The 18362-nt window shown below is 60.0% G+C and carries 15 protein-coding genes; 9 read left to right on the top strand and 6 right to left on the bottom strand.

Translation table 11 applies throughout. The features are described from left to right. Positions 1-10 precede the first annotated feature (10 nt). Entirely contained in the window at positions 11-178 is a 168-nt protein-coding gene (locus PspR76_RS26585; RefSeq protein ID WP_081321503.1) for a DUF2474 domain-containing protein, read from the top strand. 65 nt (positions 179-243) lie between these two features. Here the strand turns inward: PspR76_RS26585 and PspR76_RS26580 are convergent, their stop codons facing one another. Together PspR76_RS26580 and PspR76_RS26575 are read right to left on the bottom strand one after the other, a co-directional pair. After that, entirely contained in the window at positions 244-1368 is a 1125-nt protein-coding gene (locus PspR76_RS26580) for a methyltransferase (protein WP_159960036.1), read from the bottom strand. Between the two features lie 172 nt (positions 1369-1540). Continuing rightward, positions 1541-2251: a helix-turn-helix transcriptional regulator gene (locus tag PspR76_RS26575; RefSeq protein ID WP_159960034.1), complete on the bottom strand. Its 711-nt coding sequence runs from the start codon at positions 2249-2251 to the stop codon at positions 1541-1543. Between the two features lie 456 nt (positions 2252-2707). Between PspR76_RS26575 and PspR76_RS26570 the strand changes: the two genes are divergently transcribed. Further along, the gene (locus tag PspR76_RS26570; RefSeq protein ID WP_159960032.1) at positions 2708-3484 is read left to right on the top strand and encodes a ferredoxin--NADP reductase; all 777 of its coding nucleotides are present in this window, start codon (positions 2708-2710) and stop codon (positions 3482-3484) included. A gap of 59 nt (positions 3485-3543) precedes the next feature. Here PspR76_RS26570 and mscL read toward each other — a convergent pair whose 3' ends face one another. Beyond that, entirely contained in the window at positions 3544-3960 is a 417-nt protein-coding gene (gene mscL / locus PspR76_RS26565; RefSeq protein WP_159960030.1) for a large-conductance mechanosensitive channel protein MscL, read from the bottom strand. A gap of 287 nt (positions 3961-4247) precedes the next feature. Between mscL and katB the strand changes: the two genes are divergently transcribed. The 4 genes from katB to PspR76_RS26545 are packed head-to-tail and all read left to right on the top strand — an operon-like array spanning position 4248 to position 8551. Next, the gene (gene katB / locus PspR76_RS26560) at positions 4248-5789 is read left to right on the top strand and encodes a catalase KatB (protein WP_159960028.1); all 1542 of its coding nucleotides are present in this window, start codon (positions 4248-4250) and stop codon (positions 5787-5789) included. A 57-nt stretch (positions 5790-5846) separates the two neighbouring features. Continuing rightward, complete coding sequence (locus PspR76_RS26555; protein ID WP_159960026.1) at positions 5847-6386, top strand: ankyrin repeat domain-containing protein; 540 nt, start codon at positions 5847-5849, stop codon at positions 6384-6386. Positions 6387-6421: 35 nt separating this feature from the next. Continuing rightward, a complete protein-coding gene (gene radA, locus PspR76_RS26550) occupies positions 6422-7789 on the top strand; it encodes a DNA repair protein RadA (protein ID WP_017139308.1) in 1368 nt (455 codons plus the stop codon). Between the two features lie 27 nt (positions 7790-7816). Next, complete coding sequence (locus PspR76_RS26545; RefSeq protein ID WP_159960024.1) at positions 7817-8551, top strand: hypothetical protein; 735 nt, start codon at positions 7817-7819, stop codon at positions 8549-8551. Positions 8552-8555: 4 nt separating this feature from the next. Here PspR76_RS26545 and PspR76_RS26540 read toward each other — a convergent pair whose 3' ends face one another. Then, entirely contained in the window at positions 8556-8924 is a 369-nt protein-coding gene (locus PspR76_RS26540) for a PilZ domain-containing protein (RefSeq protein WP_159960022.1), read from the bottom strand. Between the two features lie 174 nt (positions 8925-9098). On the opposite strand from PspR76_RS26540, the gene PspR76_RS26535 reads away from it, so the two are divergent. The 3 genes from PspR76_RS26535 (at position 9099) to yjiA (ending at position 12524) form a co-directional block, all read left to right on the top strand. Continuing rightward, on the top strand, positions 9099-11165 hold the full coding sequence (locus tag PspR76_RS26535; protein WP_159960020.1) for a carbon starvation CstA family protein: 2067 nt from the start codon (positions 9099-9101) through the stop codon (positions 11163-11165). Between the two features lie 15 nt (positions 11166-11180). Continuing rightward, positions 11181-11378, top strand: coding sequence for a YbdD/YjiX family protein (locus PspR76_RS26530; RefSeq protein WP_003176208.1), 198 nt, complete (start codon positions 11181-11183; stop codon positions 11376-11378). Positions 11379-11564: 186 nt separating this feature from the next. Beyond that, on the top strand, positions 11565-12524 hold the full coding sequence (yjiA, locus tag PspR76_RS26525) for a GTPase (RefSeq protein ID WP_159960018.1): 960 nt from the start codon (positions 11565-11567) through the stop codon (positions 12522-12524). A gap of 220 nt (positions 12525-12744) precedes the next feature. Here the strand turns inward: yjiA and glyA are convergent, their stop codons facing one another. Both glyA and PspR76_RS26515 read right to left on the bottom strand, forming a co-directional pair. Continuing rightward, positions 12745-13998, bottom strand: a complete 1254-nt coding sequence (gene glyA, locus PspR76_RS26520; protein ID WP_015885982.1) for a serine hydroxymethyltransferase — start codon at positions 13996-13998, stop codon at positions 12745-12747. Between the two features lie 229 nt (positions 13999-14227). Continuing rightward, positions 14228-18079 carry a sensor domain-containing protein gene (locus PspR76_RS26515; protein WP_159960016.1) on the bottom strand — a complete coding sequence of 1284 codons (3852 nt, stop codon included), beginning with the start codon at positions 18077-18079 and terminating at the stop codon, positions 14228-14230. Between the last annotated feature and the right edge of the window lie 283 nt (positions 18080-18362).

Here is an 18362-nt window from a genome sequence, read left to right as displayed (position 1 = left end):
GGGTTGTTTCATGTCCGGCAAACCGTCGTTGCAAGAGATCGAACAGGCCGAGAAACAGCCGCTGTGGCGGCGCCTGGGGTGGTTGGCGATGATCTGGACTGGCAGTGTGCTGGCGCTGTTCGTCGTCGCCAGCCTGATGCGTATGTTCATGAACGCGGCCGGCCTGACGACCCACTGACATCCCAATCCGGGCCTCGCGGCCCGGCTTTCAGCCCTGCCTTTTGCAAGAAAGGCAGGGTTTTTTTATTTGCGCGCTTTGAGGATCACGAATTTTGGTGTGGTAGCGACTTGCTCGACGCCACGGAATAACCGCGCCAGTTTGGTGTGATAACCCAAGTGACGGTTGCCAACTATATAAAGAGCGCCGCCAACCACCAGTGATGATCGCGCTTGCTGGAACATGCGCCAGGCGAGGAAATCGCCCACTACCTGCTGTTGGTGGAAGGGTGGATTGCATAGCACCACGTCCAGGGAGTCTGGCTCCTGGCCGGCCAGGCCATCGTCGGCGCGCACCGTCACATCGCGTGCACCCAGAGCCGCCTGCCAGTTCTCGAGCGCAGACTGCACGGCCATGTAGGACTCATCCACCAAGGTGTACTGCGCGTCGGGGTTTTGCAGCGCGCTGGCGATCGCCAATACGCCGTTGCCACAGCCCAGGTCCGCCACGCGGGCGCTGCCGAGGTTTTTCGGCAGGTGTGGGAGGAAGGCGCGGGTGCCGATGTCCAGGCCTTCGCGGCAGAATACATTGGCGTGGTTGAGCAGTTCGATGCTCGGTGTGTCCAGGCTGTAACGGGTGGGATAGGGCGACACGGCGTTAGGGCGAGCCTCTGCGGTCGCGATCAGCAGCCGCGCTTTTTTTACCGCGAGAGAGGCGTGCATCTGCCCGATGTAACGCTCCAGCAATTCGCCTGCGGCCCGTGGCAAGTGCTTGATCATTGCCGAGGCGACCACTTCGGCGCCCGGTGCCAATTGCCCTTGCAGACGGATCAATTGCTCTTCGAGCAGCGCCAGGGTTTTGGGCACGCGGATCAGCACGCGGTCGAACGGCCCGACTGGCACCTGGCTGGCAGGCACAAACGTCACCGCGTCAAATGCCTTGCCGTTGCGCACCAGGTTTTTCTCAAGGCCAAGGGCTGCGAGAAACGAATCGCCGCTGGACGTGAGCTGCACCTGGCCTTCCAGGCTGGCCGCCAAAGCGCCGAAACTGTCATTGAGCACCAGCACACGGGTTGCAGCGCCGGGCTGCTGCTCGGCCAGATAGCTGAGCAGGTACTCGTCGGCGGCGTCGAAGGCCTGCAGCGGATCATTGTGTTGCTCAGGCTGGCGAATCAGGTCGAGCTGGGCGAAGGGGCTGTCAAGCAGGGGCATGGCGGGGGAGGCTCTGGGTCATCAATGGGTGTTCGGCGGCTGTGGGCAGCCGGCGCAACCATCTGAGTGAACTGCGAGGCGACTTCCGCAACGGGAGCTGCGTCAACACTCAGAATTGGCCGTAAATGTTACTTTTTTTTCGATGGGATTACATGCGGTGTTTCTAAAGCAGCTAAAACAACCAGGCTTTCGAGGCACAGAGTACGGCGGCGATCTTGTTATTGACGCCCAGTTTCCTGAGGCAACTGCTGATATGAAAGCCCACGGTACGCTCTGACAAGCACAGGATCGTGGCGATGTCTGATGCAGTCTTGCCCATGGCTGACCATCTGAGGATATCCGTTTCCCGTGGCGTCAGCTTGCAAGGGGGCGTGATGCCCGGTTTGTCGGCATATTTATGGGCTACCACTGCGTGCATCGCATGGCAGAGCCACAGTACCTGGCCGGCTTTCTCGTAAAGTTCTTCGGGGGTGACTTTGCCGGTACTTCGACCCAGGGTCAGCATGCTGAACACGCCTTGGAAGTCATGCACTGCCTGGGTCCAGCCCAAGTGCACGCCAAACGATTGGGCCAACGCCCATAAATCCGGTGAGGCGTTGAAGGTCTTCTGCTCCCACACAATCGGCAGCACGCTACGTTTGCAGTGAGCAACGACAGGGTCTACATCAAAAAAGTGCGCTTGGTTATAAAGTGTGTTCCATTCATTCGGATAGTTATTTAAATTGATCGGTTTCGTCTGATGGTTGGATTGTTGTGAGCTCATTGTGAAAGAACAGTATTCAAACCCTAGCTGGTAGGTGTGATTGATGACCATGTCATAAACAGTGGTGATCTTGTTCTCACCCTCCAGTTTGGGGAGTCTTGTATTGCGCCAGTTAACCATTGGTAACTCTCCATGGGTGTTAGTGTGACTTGGGTACGTCCTGGCCCCCAATGCGGCACGAAAATTAGTGTAGGACATGTCCTACTTATTTTGTGTGAAAAGAATTTGCCTGTTATCCGCATTTCATTTTCCCTAACGTGTGCAGGAGGTTTATTTTTGTACAGGATGACTAGCCGCCCGGAAAAATTCATTGTTTTTAACAACTTGCCGGCGATGTTAAAATGCTGGCAATTAAATTCAAGGCGTCATCTAATGACATGGAGAAAGCGGGGAAATAGCTAAATGATTAGTTCGAACTAGACAGCTGCCTTGTATTTAATTGTTACAAGTAGCTGAGCAGCCTAATCTCATGCCTACCTGTAAGACTGTCGAACAATCGCAATGCCAGTACAAACCAGCGGTGTTTCCCTGCGCGACTTTGAGGGACACTAGGGCACCTGTTAAACGGAGCCCCTCATGACGGCCAGTGCTGAGAAATTTACCCGCCAGACCTTGCTCGACGTGCAATCGCTGACCCCCAGCCTGTTTACCTTGCGCACCACGCGCGACCCGGGTTTTCGGTTTACGGCAGGCCAGTTCGTGCGTTTGGGCGTCGCCAAGGCGGATGGCAGCACCGTATGGCGTGCCTATTCCATCGTGTCTTCGCCGTTTGACGAGCACCTCGACTTCTTTTCCATCGTTGTACCGGGCGGCGAATTCACCAGTGAGCTGAGTCGCCTGCAGGTGGGCGATACGCTGCTGGTGGAGCGTCAGGCCACGGGCTTCCTGACACTCAACCGCTTTGTCGACGGACGTGATTTGTGGTTGCTCGGCACCGGGACGGGCGTGGCGCCATTCCTGTCGATCCTGCAGGACTTTGAGGTGTGGGAAAAATTCGAGCGCATTGTGCTGGTGTACAGCGCTCGGGAGGCCCAGGAGCTGGCGTATCAGGCGCTGATCAAGGAACTGGGCGAGCGTGAGTACCTGGCCGAGCACGCTCACAAGCTCGTCTACATTCCTACCGTGACCCGTGAGCAGCACCCGGGGGCGCTGAATGGGCGTATTACCACCCTTATCGAGAATGGCGAGTTGGAGCGTGCTGCCGGCGTTGAACTGACCCCGGAACACTCCCGCGTACTGATTTGCGGCAACCCGCAGATGGTCGATGACACCCGCCAACTGCTCAAACAACGCGACATGCAACTGAGCCTGAGCCGCCGTCCTGGCCAGGTGGCAGTGGAAAACTACTGGTAAACCGCCGAGGAAAAAAAAGGCGCCTGCAACAGGCGCCTTTTTTGCCAAGCCCGAGCTGATTAAAGCGGCTTGTCGTTCTGTGCCTTGAGCAGATCGCGGATCTCACCCAGTAACACTTCTTCCTTGCTTGGCGTTGGCGGCAAGCTGGGGGCCACAGCCTCTTCGCGCTTCAGGCGGTTGATCGCCTTCACGCCCATGAAGATTGCAAAGGCCACGATCACGAAGTCGATCACGCTCTGGATGAACTTGCCGTACGCCAGCACCACGGCGGGCACGTTACCCTGCGCGGCTTTGAGCGTTATCGCCAAGTCCCCGAAATCCACGCCACCGATCAGCAGACCGATAGGCGGCATCACCACGTCGCCCACAAACGAGGAAACAATTTTGCCGAAAGCGGCGCCGATGATGATACCGACGGCCATGTCGACCACATTGCCTTTGACCGCGAAGGCCTTGAACTCACTGATCACGCCCATAGGTTATTCCTTGTTACAGATGAGAAGGGTGGAAGTCAGTGTAAGTCAGTCGCAGAAGGCTTGCGCGACACAACCGTTAACACTGTCAATTTTTATCGACACATTAAATCGCAAATAGTTTGCAAAGTGCCACCAATCGCGCGCGGAATACTCGCTATTTCAGTGGCTTACCACCGTATTTTCCTAATCGGCCCGGTGGGGTTTTTCTATTTATCTTCTGACTCGCGGGTCACTAGCCTCTGGCAAGCACAACTGAATGTGCACTAAAAAAACCAGAGGAAACCTCGATGAACAATCCAATGAAGCGCGGCCCGGTTCTCGCGCGACATGCGCTGATGCTCGCAAGCGCCAGCCTGCTGTCGCTCTCCGTACACGCCGCCAACCTCACGCGCGATAACGGTGCCGCAGTGGGCGACAACCAGAACTCGCAAACCGCCGGTGCCAACGGCCCGGTGCTGCTGCAAGACGTGCAACTGATTCAAAAATTGCAGCGTTTTGACCGTGAACGCATCCCCGAGCGCGTGGTGCACGCCCGTGGCACCGGCGCCCACGGCACCTTCACCGTCACCGACAACCTCAGCGACCTGACCAAAGCCAAAGTGTTCGCGGCCGGTGAGGCCACGCCGGTGTTTGTGCGTTTCTCCGCCGTGGTCCACGGCAACCATTCCCCGGAAACCCTGCGCGACCCACGCGGCTTTGCCACCAAGTTCTATACCGCTGAAGGTAACTGGGACTTGGTCGGCAATAACTTCCCGACGTTCTTTATTCGCGATGCGATCAAGTTCCCGGACATGGTCCACGCGTTCAAGCCCGACCCGCGCACTAACCTGGACGACGATTCCCGCCGTTTCGATTTCTTCTCCCATGTGCCCGAGTCCACCCGCACGCTGACCGAGCTGTATTCCGACTCCGGCACCCCGGCCAGTTACCGTGAAATGGACGGCAACGGCGTACATGCCTACAAGTTGATTAACGCCAAGGGCGAAGTGCACTACGTCAAGTTCCACTGGAAGAGCCTGCAAGGCATCAAGAACCTCGACCCCAAACAAGTCACCGACGTGCAAGGGCGCGACTACAGCCATATGACCAACGACTTGGTCACCCATATCAATAAAGGCGACTTCCCCAAGTGGGACTTGTACGTGCAAGTCCTTAAACCTGAAGACTTGGCAAAGTTTGACTTCGACCCATTGGACGCCACCAAAATCTGGCCGAATGTGCCGGAACGCAAAGTTGGCCAGATGGTGCTGAACCGCAACCCGGCGAATGTCTTCCAGGAAACCGAGCAAGTGGCCATGGCCCCGGCCAACCTCGTGCCGGGCATCGAGCCGTCGGAAGATCGCCTGCTGCAAGGCCGAGTGTTCTCCTACGCCGACACACAGATGTACCGCCTTGGGCCGAATGCCCTGCAACTGCCGATCAACGCTCCACGGGTGACCGTCAACAACGGTAACCAGGACGGTGCGATGAACTCAGGCAAAACCACCACCGGCGTGAACTACCAGCCAAGCCGCCTGCTGCCACGCGAAGAGCCGCAAACCGCACGCTACAGCCAGTCGGCGCTGTCGGGCAGCACCCAGCAAGCGAAGATCCAGCGTGAGCAGAACTTCAAGCAAGCCGGTGATTTGTATCGTTCCTACAGCAAGAAAGAGCGCCAGGACTTGATCGAAAACTTCGGCGGCTCGCTGGCGACGACTGACGATGAGAGCAAGCACATCATCCTGTCGTTCCTCTACAAGGCGGACCCTGAATACGGCACTGGCGTGACCAAAGTCGCCAAAGGTGACCTGGCGCGCGTGAAAGCGCTGGCAGACAAACTGACCGACTGACGTCCGTTCCCGTCGGCGCCCTTGCACGGGCGTCGACTCCTGGCAGGAGAACACCCCATGCGTATTTCGATTGGTTTATTGATGGCGATGCTGGCTTTTGTCGCCCATGCCGAGTCGCCTGACCCGGTCGCGCTCAAGGCGCAATTGCAGGACTACTACTTCGACGCCGCCCGCCGTGGCGATATCGACATGCTCAACACCTTCATCGAATCCGGCTACAGCCTCAACACTCAGGACGACAAGGGCTACACCGCGCTGATCCTCGCCGCCTATCACGGCCAGGGCTCTTTTGTGGAGCGCTTGCTCAACGCCGGCGCCGACGCCTGTGTGCAGGACAAACGCGGCAACACCGCGCTGATGGGCGCGATCTTCAAGGGTGAACTGAAAATTGCCCAGCGCCTGCTCGCCACCGACTGCAACCCCGACCAGCGCAACGGCGCCGGGCAGACGGCGGCCATGTACGCCGGGCTGTTCAAACGTGTCGAACTGCTCGATGAACTCAAAGCCAAAGGCGCCGACCTCAACGCCGAAGACCCAATCGGCAACAGCGCTTCACGATTGGCCAGTGGTGAAATTCGGACCCCGGCACCGCGCTGAGCTATCATCGCGGTTTTTCGGTTGGAGGTTCTCAAATGGCAAAGGCCAAGCGCATGTACGGCTGCACCGAGTGCGGCGCGACCTTTCCCAAGTGGGCCGGCCAGTGCACCGAGTGCGGCGCGTGGAACACCCTGACGGAAACCATGATTGAAAGCGGCGGCGCTGCGGCCCCCACCGGCCGTGCCGGCTGGACCGGGCAACAGGCGCAGATCAAAACCCTGGCCGAAGTCAGCGTTGAAGAGATCCCGCGCTTCTCCACCGCCTCCGGCGAGCTGGACCGCGTACTCGGCGGCGGCCTGGTGGATGGCTCGGTGGTGCTGATCGGCGGTGACCCCGGCATCGGCAAATCGACCATCCTGCTGCAAACCCTGTGCAGCATCGCCAGCCGCATGCCGGCACTGTACGTCACCGGCGAAGAATCCCAGCAGCAAGTGGCCATGCGCGCCCGGCGCCTGGGCTTGCCCCAGGACCAACTGCGGGTGATGACCGAAACCTGCATCGAAAGCATCATCGCCACGGCCCGCATCGAAAAGCCCAAAGTCATGGTGATCGACTCGATCCAGACAATTTTCACCGAGCAGCTGCAATCGGCACCGGGCGGCGTGTCCCAGGTGCGCGAGAGTGCGGCGCTGCTGGTGCGGTATGCCAAGCAGAGCGGTACGGCGATCTTCCTGGTCGGCCATGTGACCAAAGAAGGCGCGTTGGCCGGGCCGCGAGTGCTCGAGCATATGGTCGACACCGTGCTGTATTTCGAAGGCGAATCCGATGGCCGGCTCCGCTTGCTGCGGGCGGTGAAGAACCGCTTTGGCGCGGTCAACGAATTGGGCGTGTTCGCCATGACTGACCGCGGCCTGAAAGAAGTCTCCAACCCATCGGCGATTTTTCTCACGCGTGCCCAGGAAGAAGTCCCGGGCAGTGTGGTGATGGCCACGTGGGAAGGCACCCGGCCGATGCTGGTGGAAGTCCAGGCGCTGGTGGATGACAGCCACCTGGCCAACCCGCGCCGGGTCACCCTCGGGCTGGATCAGAACCGCTTGGCGATGCTGCTGGCGGTGTTGCACCGTCACGGCGGCATTCCCACCCACGATCAGGACGTGTTCCTTAACGTGGTCGGCGGTGTCAAGGTGTTGGAAACCGCTTCCGACCTGGCGTTGATGGCGGCGGTGATGTCCAGCCTGCGCAATAAGCCGCTGCCCCATGATTTGCTGGTGTTTGGTGAAGTCGGCCTGTCCGGCGAAGTGCGCCCGGTGCCGAGTGGCCAGGAGCGCCTTAAAGAAGCCGCCAAACACGGCTTCAAGCGTGCGATTGTGCCCAAGGGCAACGCGCCAAAAGAGATGCCCGCTGGGTTAAAGGTGATTGGCGTCACGCGCCTGGAGCAGGCGTTGGATGCACTGTTCGAATAATTCATGGATCAGTCAGGGATGAGTGCAATGCACAACACGAATCGCTGGGCAGCCGTTGCCCTGTTCATGGCCTTGGTGGGTTTGCCGGGCATCGCCTTGGCCGAGTCGGCCAAGCTGCCGGCCGGTTACCGGTCTGCGCAGAAGTTGGCGACCCAGGACGGCAGCGTGCTGCAAGTGCTGGAAGACCAGCGCATCAGCGCCCAATTGCACAAAGACAGCTGGGGCAATGGCCTGGACGAGGACTCGTTTGACGAGCCCGGTGACCTGGTCGAAAACCCGTTGCTCAAAGCCCGCGTGCGTTTGCTGTCGGCGTCCGGCGAGGTGCTGGCCAGCGAAGAGCTTGGTTACCCATTGGCCAAAGTCGAGAAGGCCCCGCTCAAAGGGCTGCCGGACCCTGTGTATTTTTTGAGCATTGATCAGACGGCGCCGATGGGCAGTTACAGCGGCCCTGCGACGCAACTGCTGCTGCCAGCCAAACAGCAACTCAAACCCGTGAGCTACAAGGGCGCCGACGGTAAGGTCGAGCCATTGACCCTGGCCCAGACCGGCAAAGCCGCGTGGCAGATCGCAACGCCCGCCGACGGCGGCGCAGATGAGTTGTTGCAAGTCTCGTCATTTATGGACGGTGACGGCGATGATGATTTCGCCACGCGGTTTGAAACCTACCGGTTTGTCGACGGCCAATGGCAGGCCACCTCGAGTCAAAAGGCGGGCTACTGGGACGCAGAAAACGAATTCCCGGCACGTACGGCGTTTCCGTAAAGCGTTACACCTGCAGCAGCGCGCCGAGCTCGCGCTCAAGTTCTTCCTCATCGCCGAGGTTCAGCTCGATCAGCCTGCGCAAATGGCTGATCGACTCCAGGTCGATGTGCTCGCACTCAAACCCCAGCTGCCCATGCTCATCATGGGCCAGCTTCACCTGCATCTTGATATGCGCCTGGGGGTCAAGGCGGATATCCACGTAGAACGCCTCGGCGCGATTACCCTGCCAGTCGTCCGGGCGTTGCACCAACAATCCTTTCAGCGACAAGTCCACCAATTGCACCGGCCAATTCCAGCCGTTTTGCGCAATAGTCGTGCGTGCATCGAAGGCGATACGCCGAAAACGGCGGCGATCAGACGGCTGTTCGCTCATGGTCGATTCCTCTGTGGATAGGAGGATTGTAGCCCTGCGCCATCATCGGGCTTTTATTTCTGCTTTTTTTACCGTTGCAAGGCTCTAGACCAATGTAGGGGGGTGGCCTTTAAGGCCAGTAGCGCTAAACTCGGACTGGCTGTCCTTTCTGTCCACCCTGGCTGGAATATAAAAATGAAAAATAATAATAGCCTGCTACGCCACCTACCCTGGCTGGTGCTGGCAATCGTAGGAGCGTGCGCCCTGGGCGTAGTGGCCTTGCGCCGCGGCGAGGCGATCAACGCCTTGTGGATTGTGGTCGCTGCTGTGGCCATCTACCTGGTTGCGTACCGTTACTACAGTCTGTTCATCGCTAACAACGTGATGCAACTCGATCCACGGCGGGCCACCCCCGCAGTGCTCAACAATGACGGTCTGGACTATGTGCCGACCAACAAACACATTCTTTTTGGTCACCACTTTGCGGCGATTGCCGGTGCAGGCCCGCTGGTCGGCCCGGTACTGGCGGCGCAAATGGGCTACCTGCCAGGCACGCTGTGGCTGATTGCCGGCGTGGTGCTGGCCGGTGCGGTGCAAGACTTCATGGTCCTGTTCCTGTCCACCCGTCGCAATGGCCGCTCCCTGGGCGACATGGTGCGCGAAGAAATGGGTCGCATCCCCGGGACCATCGCGCTGTTCGGCTGCTTCCTGATCATGATCATCATCCTCGCGGTGCTGGCGCTCATTGTGGTCAAGGCCCTGGCCGAAAGCCCATGGGGCATCTTCACGGTGATGGCGACCATTCCGATCGCGATGTTCATGGGCGTGTACATGCGCTACATCCGCCCGGGCCGCATCGGCGAAATCTCGATCATCGGCGTGCTGTTGCTGCTCGGTTCAATCTGGCTGGGCGGGCAGATTGCTGCCGACCCGGTCTGGGCCAAGGCCTTCTCCTTCACCGGGATCCAGATCACCTGGATGCTGATCGGCTACGGTTTCGTTGCCGCAGTACTGCCGGTGTGGCTGATCCTGGCGCCGCGTGACTACCTCTCCACCTTCCTCAAAATCGGCACCATCATCGCCCTGGCGATCGGCATCCTGGTCACCATGCCAGAGTTGAAAATGCCGGCCCTGACCCAATTCATCGACGGCACCGGCCCGGTGTGGAAGGGCGGCCTGTTCCCGTTCCTGTTCATCACCATTGCCTGCGGCGCGGTCTCGGGTTTCCACGCGCTGATTTCCTCGGGCACCACGCCCAAGCTGCTGGATAACGAAGTCAACTCGCGCTACATCGGTTACGGCGCGATGCTGATGGAGTCGTTCGTGGCGATCATGGCCATGGTTGCCGCTTCGGTGATCGAACCCGGCGTGTACTTCGCCATGAACAGCCCGGCTGCGGTGGTCGGTGCTGACGTGGTGACGGTGGCGCAAACCGTCAGCAGCTGGGGCTTCGCCATTACCCCGGAAGCCTTGACGGCGGTGGCCCATGACATCGGTGAAACCACCATCCTGGCGCGTGCCGGCGGTGCGCCGACCTTGGCGGTGGGTATCGCGCAGATCCTGCACAGTGTGCTGCCAGGTGAAAACACCATGGCGTTCTGGTACCACTTTGCGATCCTGTTTGAAGCGCTGTTCATCCTGACGGCCGTCGACGCCGGCACCCGTGCCGGTCGCTTCATGCTCCAGGATTTGCTCGGCTCTTTCGTGCCGTCGCTCAAGCGCACCGAGTCCTGGACCGCCAACCTGATTGCAACCGCAGGTTGCGTAGCGATGTGGGGTTATCTGCTGTACCAAGGTGTGATCGACCCACTGGGCGGTATCAACACCTTGTGGCCGCTGTTCGGTATCTCCAACCAGATGCTGGCCGGTATCGCGCTGATGCTCGCCACCGTTGTGCTGATCAAAATGAAACGCCAGCGCTACATTTGGGTGACCATGCTGCCGGCCGTCTGGCTGCTGATTTGCACCACCACGGCGGGCTTCATCAAGCTGTTCGACGCCAACCCGGCGATCGGCTTCCTGTCGCTGGCCAAGAAGTACAGCGACGCCCTGGCCAACGGCCAGATCCTCGCGCCGGCCAAGAACATCGACCAGATGCAACACGTGATCTGGAACGCCTACACCAACGCAACGCTCACGGCACTGTTCCTGTTCGTGGTGTTCAGCATCCTGTTCTATGCGCTCAAGGTCGGCGTCGCCGCCTGGGGCAACAAAGAACGTACGGATAAAGAAGCCCCGTTCCAGGCCGTACCGGACGCGTAATCGAGGATTGCAAGCATGTTCAATGACATCAGTCGCCTCGGTAAATACCTCGGTCAGGCCGCGCGCCTGATGGTCGGCATGCCCGACTACGATACGTACGTCGAGCATATGCAAACCAAACACCCGGACAAACCGATGATGGACTACAAGGCGTTCTTCCGGGAACGCCAGGAAGCCCGTTACGGTGGCAAGGGTGGGCCTAAATGCTGCTAGCCCGATAAGTTGGGCTAGCGGTGATCCCATGTGGGAGCGGGCTTGTGTGGGAGCTGGCTTGCCTGCGATAGCATCAACTTGGTCTGCTAGAAAGACCGAGTTGTCTGCATCGCAGGCAAGCCAGCTCCCACATAGGTCTGCTCCCACATTTGTTTTGTGTTCCGTCAGTTTTCAGGAGAATTGTCTTTGTCCTCTCCCATCCCCGTCACCATCCTCAGCGGCTTCCTCGGCGCCGGCAAAACCACCTTGCTGCGCCATCTGCTCAAAGCCGAGCACGGCCTGAAAATCGCCGTGATCGAAAACGAATTCAGTGACGCCGGCATCGACACCCAGCTGCTGGGCGCAGAACCCGTGCAAGTCATGACCCTGTCCAACGGTTGCGTGTGCTGCACCATCCACACCGACCTGACCAAAGCCCTGTACCTGCTGCTTGAGCGCCTGGACAGCGGCGAGATAGCCTTCGACCGCCTGGTGATCGAGTGCACCGGCCTGGCGGATCCTGCGCCCGTGGCCCAGACCTTTTTCATTGATGAAGAACTGCGCGAGCGCTACATCCTCGATGGCATCATCACCTTGGTCGACGCGGCCCACGCCGAACACCACCTGACCCAGACCATCGCCCAGGCGCAGATCGGTTTTGCCGACCGCCTGCTGGTGAGCAAGCGCGACCTGGTCGACGAAGCGACGTTCGACGCCCTCAGCCAGCGCCTGACCCGCATCAACCGCCGCGCGCCGATTCGTGTGGTCGACCACGGCACCATCGACCTGGCGGAGTTGCTCGATGTGCGCGGTTTCAACCTCAACGCCGGCATGAACCTGCGCCCGGTCAGCGCCGCGCCGTCCATCGACCGCATTTCCAGCCTGGTGCTGCGCACCGACCAGCCGCTGGATATCGACCGCCTCAGCGAGTTTATGAACGAGCTGCTGGAAGACCACGGCAAGCAACTGCTGCGCTACAAGGGCGTGCTGAACATTGCCGGGGAAGACCGGCGGATGGTGTTTCAGGGTGTGCTCAAGCTCTACGGCTTCGATTGGGACACCGAATGGGCCGAGGGCGAGGCGCGCGAAAGCGTGATTGTGTTTATTGCCGATGAGTTGCCGGAGCAGAAAATTCGCGACGGTTTTGCCAAGGTTTACCAACCCTGACTTGAAATACAATCCACTGTGGGAGCTGGCTTGCCTGCGATTGCTGTTGATCGTTCCCACGCTCCGCGTGGGAACGCCTCTTGTGACGCTCTGCGTCACGCTTTGGGACGCGGAGCGTCCTGGGCTGCGTTCCCACGCGGAGCGTGGGAACGATCGAGTTGAAATTTGGCCATAAAAAAGCCCGGCTCTTGAGCCGGGCTTTTTATTCAAGCAACTGCAATCAAGCGCCGTATACCGGCAGCTTTTTGCAGATGGCCTTGACCTTCTCACGCACCGCGTCGATCACGGCTTCGTTGTTCAGGTCTGCCAGGATGTCGCAGATCCAGCCGGCCAGCTCTTTGCACTCTGCTTCCTTGAAGCCGCGAGTGGTCACAGCCGGGGTGCCGAAGCGCAGGCCGGAGGTGACGAACGGCGAACGTGGGTCGTTCGGCACGGAGTTTTTGTTCACGGTGATGAAGGCTTTGCCCAGGGCAGCGTCAGCATCTTTACCGGAAATGTCCTGCTTGATCAGCGACAGCAGGAACAGGTGGTTTTCAGTACCGCCGGACACCACGTCAAAGCCGCGCTCGATAAACACGCTGGCCATGGTCTGGGCGTTTTTCACCACTTGTTGCTGGTAAGTCTTGAACTCAGGCTGCAGGGCTTCTTTGAAGCAGATCGCTTTGGCGGCGATCACGTGCTCCAGCGGGCCACCCTGGGCGCCTGGGAACACAGCGGAGTTCAGCTTCTTCTCGATCTCGGCGTTGGCGCGCGCCAGGATCAGGCCGCCACGTGGACCGCGCAGGGTTTTGTGGGTGGTGGTGGTCACCACGTCAGCGTAAGGCACCGGGTTCGGGTAAACGCCAGCAGCGACCAGCCCCGCAACGTGAGCCATATCAACAAAGAGATAGGCGCCAACTTTGTCAGCGATAGCGCGGAAGCGTGGGAAGTCCAGGATCTGCGAGTAGGCAGAGAAACCGGCCACGATCATTTTTGGCTTGTGCTCAACAGCCAGGCGCTCGACTTCGTCGTAGTCGATCAGGCCGTTGGCATCGATACCGTATTGAACGGCGTTGTACAGCTTGCCGGAGGAGGAAACGCTGGCGCCGTGGGTCAGGTGACCGCCGTGGGCCAGGCTCATGCCCAGGATGGTGTCGCCGCCTTGCAGCAGGGCCAGGTACACGGCGCTGTTGGCTTGGGAACCGGCGTGCGGCTGGACGTTGGCGTAATCGGCGCCGAACAGTTCCTTGGCACGGTCGATGGCCAGTTGCTCAACCACGTCGACGTACTCGCAACCGCCGTAGTAGCGCTTGCCTGGGTAGCCTTCGGCGTACTTGTTGGTCAGAACCGAACCTTGAGCCTCCATGACCGCAGGGCTGGTGTAGTTTTCCGAAGCGATCAGCTCAATGTGCTCTTCCTGGCGCACGGCTTCTTGCTCCATGGCGGCAAAGAGATCGGCGTCGTACTTGGCAATAGTCAAATCACGGCTGAACATGGCGGTCCTCAAGGATCGGGGGCAGAAAAGGAGGGCATTCTAACCCAATGGGTTTTAGATGGCATATGAAAGGACATCATGTCGCGGACAAGTGGGGCTCATCCAGGGATGGGCGGTGCCTGTACTGGCCCTATCGCAGGCAAGCCAGCTCCCACACTTTAAGGCGTTCACAGTTCAACTGTGGGAGCTGGCTTGCCTGCGATGAGGCCATCAGCCCCACCACAGGGCTTCAGTCGAACATGAACAGCGCATCATTGCTGAACTGCGCCTCAAACCGATTCGCCGGCATCGGCCGCCCGAACAGATAACCCTGCACCTCATCGCACCGATGCTCGCGCAGGAAGTCCAGCTGCTCATGGGTTTCCACGCCTTCGGCGATCACCGCCAGGTTGAGGCTGTGGGCCATGGCGATAATGGCGCGGGCGATTTGCGCGTCCTGCTCGCCGGACGGCAGGCCGTCGACAAACGTGCGGTCGATCTTCAGCACGTCGATAGGGAACTGCTTGAGGTAGTTCAGCGACGAATAGCCCGTGCCGAAGTCGTCCACCGCAATGCTCAGGCCGAGGTTTTTCAGGCTGGCGAGAATTTGCAGGGCTTCGTTGACCTCGCGCATCAGGATACTTTCGGTCAACTCCAACTCCAGGCACGCGGGCGGCAGGCCCGTGTCCCTCAGGATGGTGGCGATACGCTCGCCCAACTGGCCGTCCGAGAACTGCCGCGCCGAGATGTTCACCGAGACTTTCGGCACGCGCACCTTGTTCTGGTGCCAGGTCTTGAGTTGGCGGCAGGCTTCGCTGAGTACCCAATCGCCGACGTCCACCACCAGCCCCAACTCTTCCAGCACCGGAATGAAATCCCCCGGTGGCACCAGCCCACGGCGCGGGTGGCGCCAGCGCAGCAAGGCTTCGGCGCCGGTCAAACGTTTGCCATCGCCGCTGAACTGCGGCTGGTAATACAGCACGAATTCGTTCTGCTCCAGCGCGTGGCGCAAGTCGCTTTCCAGCTCCAGGCGTTCAAGCGCACTGGCGTTCATGTCCGCCTGATAGAACTGGAAGTTGTTCTTGCCGCGTTCCTTGGCGTGGTACATCGCGGTGTCGGCGTTTTTCATCAGTTGGCTCAGCTCGTTGCCGTCCTGCGGGCTCAGGGCGATGCCGATACTGGCGGTCACGAAGAACTCGCGGCCCTCAAGCACAAACGGCTTCACCAGGCTGGCCAGAATCTGCTCGGCCACGGTGATCGCGCGATTCAGCGCCATCTCACGGCTGACGCGCGGTTGCAGGAGCAAGGTGAACTCGTCGCCGCCCATGCGCGCCACGGTGTCGTCTTCGGCCACGCAGCCCAGCAGGCGCGTGGCCATTTCCTTGAGCATGCGGTCGCCGGCGGCGTGGCCGAGGGAGTCGTTGATCGGCTTGAAACGGTCGAGGTCGAGGAACATCAGCACCACCCACGACTTCTGCCGTTCCGCCGCCTGCAAGGCGGTGTGCAGGCGGTCCTGGAACAGCGTGCGGTTGGGCAGGTGGGTCAGGGCGTCGTAATACGCCAGGCGGTGGATGCGCTGTTCGCTGGCCTTGCGCTCACTGATGTCACTGAAAAAACACACGTAGCTGGCCAGGTCGCCTTCATCGTCGAACACGGCGGTAATGCCGACCCAGGCCGGGTAATGCTCGCCATTGCGCCGTTTCAGCCACACTTCGCCTTCCCAAGTGCTGTGCTGGTGCAGTTGCTTGAGCACATAACGCAGGTGGGCTTCCTGCTGTTCGTCGACAGTGAGCATGTTCGGCAACTGGTCGAGCACATCCGCCACGGCATAGCCGCTGACTCGGCTGAACGCCTCGTTGGCCTGCACGATGTAACCCGCCGGGTCAGTGATCAGGATCGCTGAAGTAGAGTGTTCGAATACGGTGGCCGCCATGCGCAGGTCTTTCTCGGCGCGACGTTGCTGGCTGATATCGCGGCCTACACCCAGGATGCCCTCAAATGCGCCGTGCTCATCCCACACCAGCACCAGGCGCAACTCGATCGGCACTTTGCGGCCATCGGCACGCAGGCAGTCGAACAGGAACAACTGCGTCTGCACTTCATCGCGCAGCGTGTTCAGCGCCGTCGCGTCGCCCAGCGAGCGGCTGACTTGCTCCACCAGGCTATAGATGCCGGTCAGTTGTTGCGGGTTGGCGATGATCGACTGCCAGCCGTTCTTGAACACCCAATCCACGTCGTAACCCAACACGGCGTTGACCGACGGGCTGATGTAATTAAGCGCAAGCTGGCTGTCGGTGGAGCAGATCACGTCGCTGATGCTTTCGGCCAGCATGCGGTAGCGTTGCTCGCTGTCACGCAGGGATTCGCTTGCTTCGATCTGGTCGGTGATGTCCTTGGCCACGCCGATGATTCGCGTGACCACGGCCGTCTTGTCGCGGGCCAGGGCCTGCTCGCGGATATCGAAGCGCCGCCATTGGTTATTGCGATGGCGAAAGCGCAGCTGGCATTGCAGCTGGGTGGTGTAGCCGACCTCGCGCTGTTGCTGGCGCAAGTCGTGGTAATACTCGGCATCTTCGGGGTGCAGCAGGATTTCCCAGAAGTATTCGCCCATTTGCTGCAGTTCGGCGCGGTTGTAGCCGAGGGTGTGGCCCAAATGGTGGTTGCTGAAAATCATCCGCTGGCTGATCACGTCCTGCACATACAGGTGATCCGGCACGGTGCGCACCACGTCCGACCAGAAACTCTCACGCTCCACCAGCGACAGTTCGATCAGCTTGCGGCTGGTGATATCGCTGATGCTCAGGATCACGGCCTTGAAGTCATCGTGCTGCTCGGGCAGGCGCATCACCAGCCACAGGTATTGATCATTGCCGGCGACGTCGCTGAGCTGGATTTCCAGTTCCAGCTGTTTTTGCTGGGTCAATACCGCTTCCAATACCTGGTAGCCGATGGCCGTGGCGTTGCGCGGGCAGTCATCGATCAGGCGCTCCCAGGCCTGCTCGCAAGAACTGACGTTCAACAGGCGCACAGCCACCTGGTTGACCTCGGTGACGCGCAATTCCTTGAGCAGTTGCTGGCGTTCTTGGGCGTTGTTGTGCAGCCAGGCCTGCAAGTGCTCGCGGGTTTGCATGTGGGCTTTGTCGAAGAACGCCTTCAGGCCCGACAGGTCAAGCACGCAAAGCGCCACGCCGGTGCCTTCGAAAATGTCCTGATAGCGCCGCCGGCCTTCATGCACCTGGCGCTGGCGACGGCGCATGTTCAGCAGCACGATCACCGGGATCAGCGAGAAGGCCAGGCCCAACAGGCATTTGCCGATAAACGCCGGCAGCAACTGCTCCAGCACGGCGCTGCGGTCAAACAGCCCGCGCAACTGCCAGTCGCTTTTGCTCAGGGGCGTGACCAACACGCTTTTATTCAATTCGTCTGGGGTGAGCGCAGAGGCCCACTGTGCCGGCATGCCGCTGTCACGGCTGACCACGCGGTGGTTCAGGCGGTTCTCGATGGCCCACATCGGGCGCTGGCCCTGGCCGTCCTGGCGGGTCAGGTTGCTCAGGTAGTTGGGCGCCAGGCGCAGCGCCCAGTACATCCGCGAGCCGCCGCTGGGTTGGTGCAGCAACAAATAGATGAGGGTGCCGTCGGGGTTGTTGCTCAGGTAATAAGGTTGCGAATGGCTGCGTTGCACCAGTTCTTCCAGCCAGGCGCTGTCCTGGCTGTCTTTGGCGCTGTCACTGATCATCGCGCCGCTGGGGGCGAGCAGGGCGACACTGCGCAGCTCCGGCAGCGAGCGCTGCAAGGTGCGCATCAAGGCCTGTTGCTGTTCGTCGTTGCGCGGTGGCTCGACCATCGGCAGCAAATTCAGGGCGATTTTTGCGCTCAGGGCCATGTTCAGGCTGATCTGTTCAGCCAGGTCAGCGCTGTAGTCGATGGTGTATTGCTGCTGGTTTTTCTGGTTTTGCTGCAGTTGGTCCAGCAACTGCCAGAACAATAACGCGAGCAACATCAGGACAAGCGTCGCCAATGCGCCTTTGAGGGTGCCGTGCAGGGGCGCTCCCGGCGCAATATGAGCGGCGCGCAGGGGAGTGGGCGGCGTGACTTTGGACAAGCTGTGATCCTGCGGTTTGGCTGGACTGGCGCGCGACGTGCACTATAAGCCGGACGCCCGGAGGGCGGCTAGCATGCCTTGACTTGTGGCAAAGTGCCAGCCCCGCCTGGCTGGACTGACCAAGCGCATTCAGGTAGCTTTGCCGGTTACGCGGGGGCGTTCCAGCCCCAGACATTCAGGCTTTTTGCGCACGAAGGCATTGACCACCGTCAACGGCCCGCGCGGCGCATGGCCTGCACGGGCTTCGCCCGCTTAATTCATCAGTCACTGACGCTAGGTTCAC

The organism is Pseudomonas sp. R76, assembly GCF_009834565.1.
GTDB lineage: Bacteria > Pseudomonadota > Gammaproteobacteria > Pseudomonadales > Pseudomonadaceae > Aquipseudomonas.
Note: the sequence above shows the minus strand (reverse complement) of the source record. Positions and strands in the feature narration are given on the sequence as shown.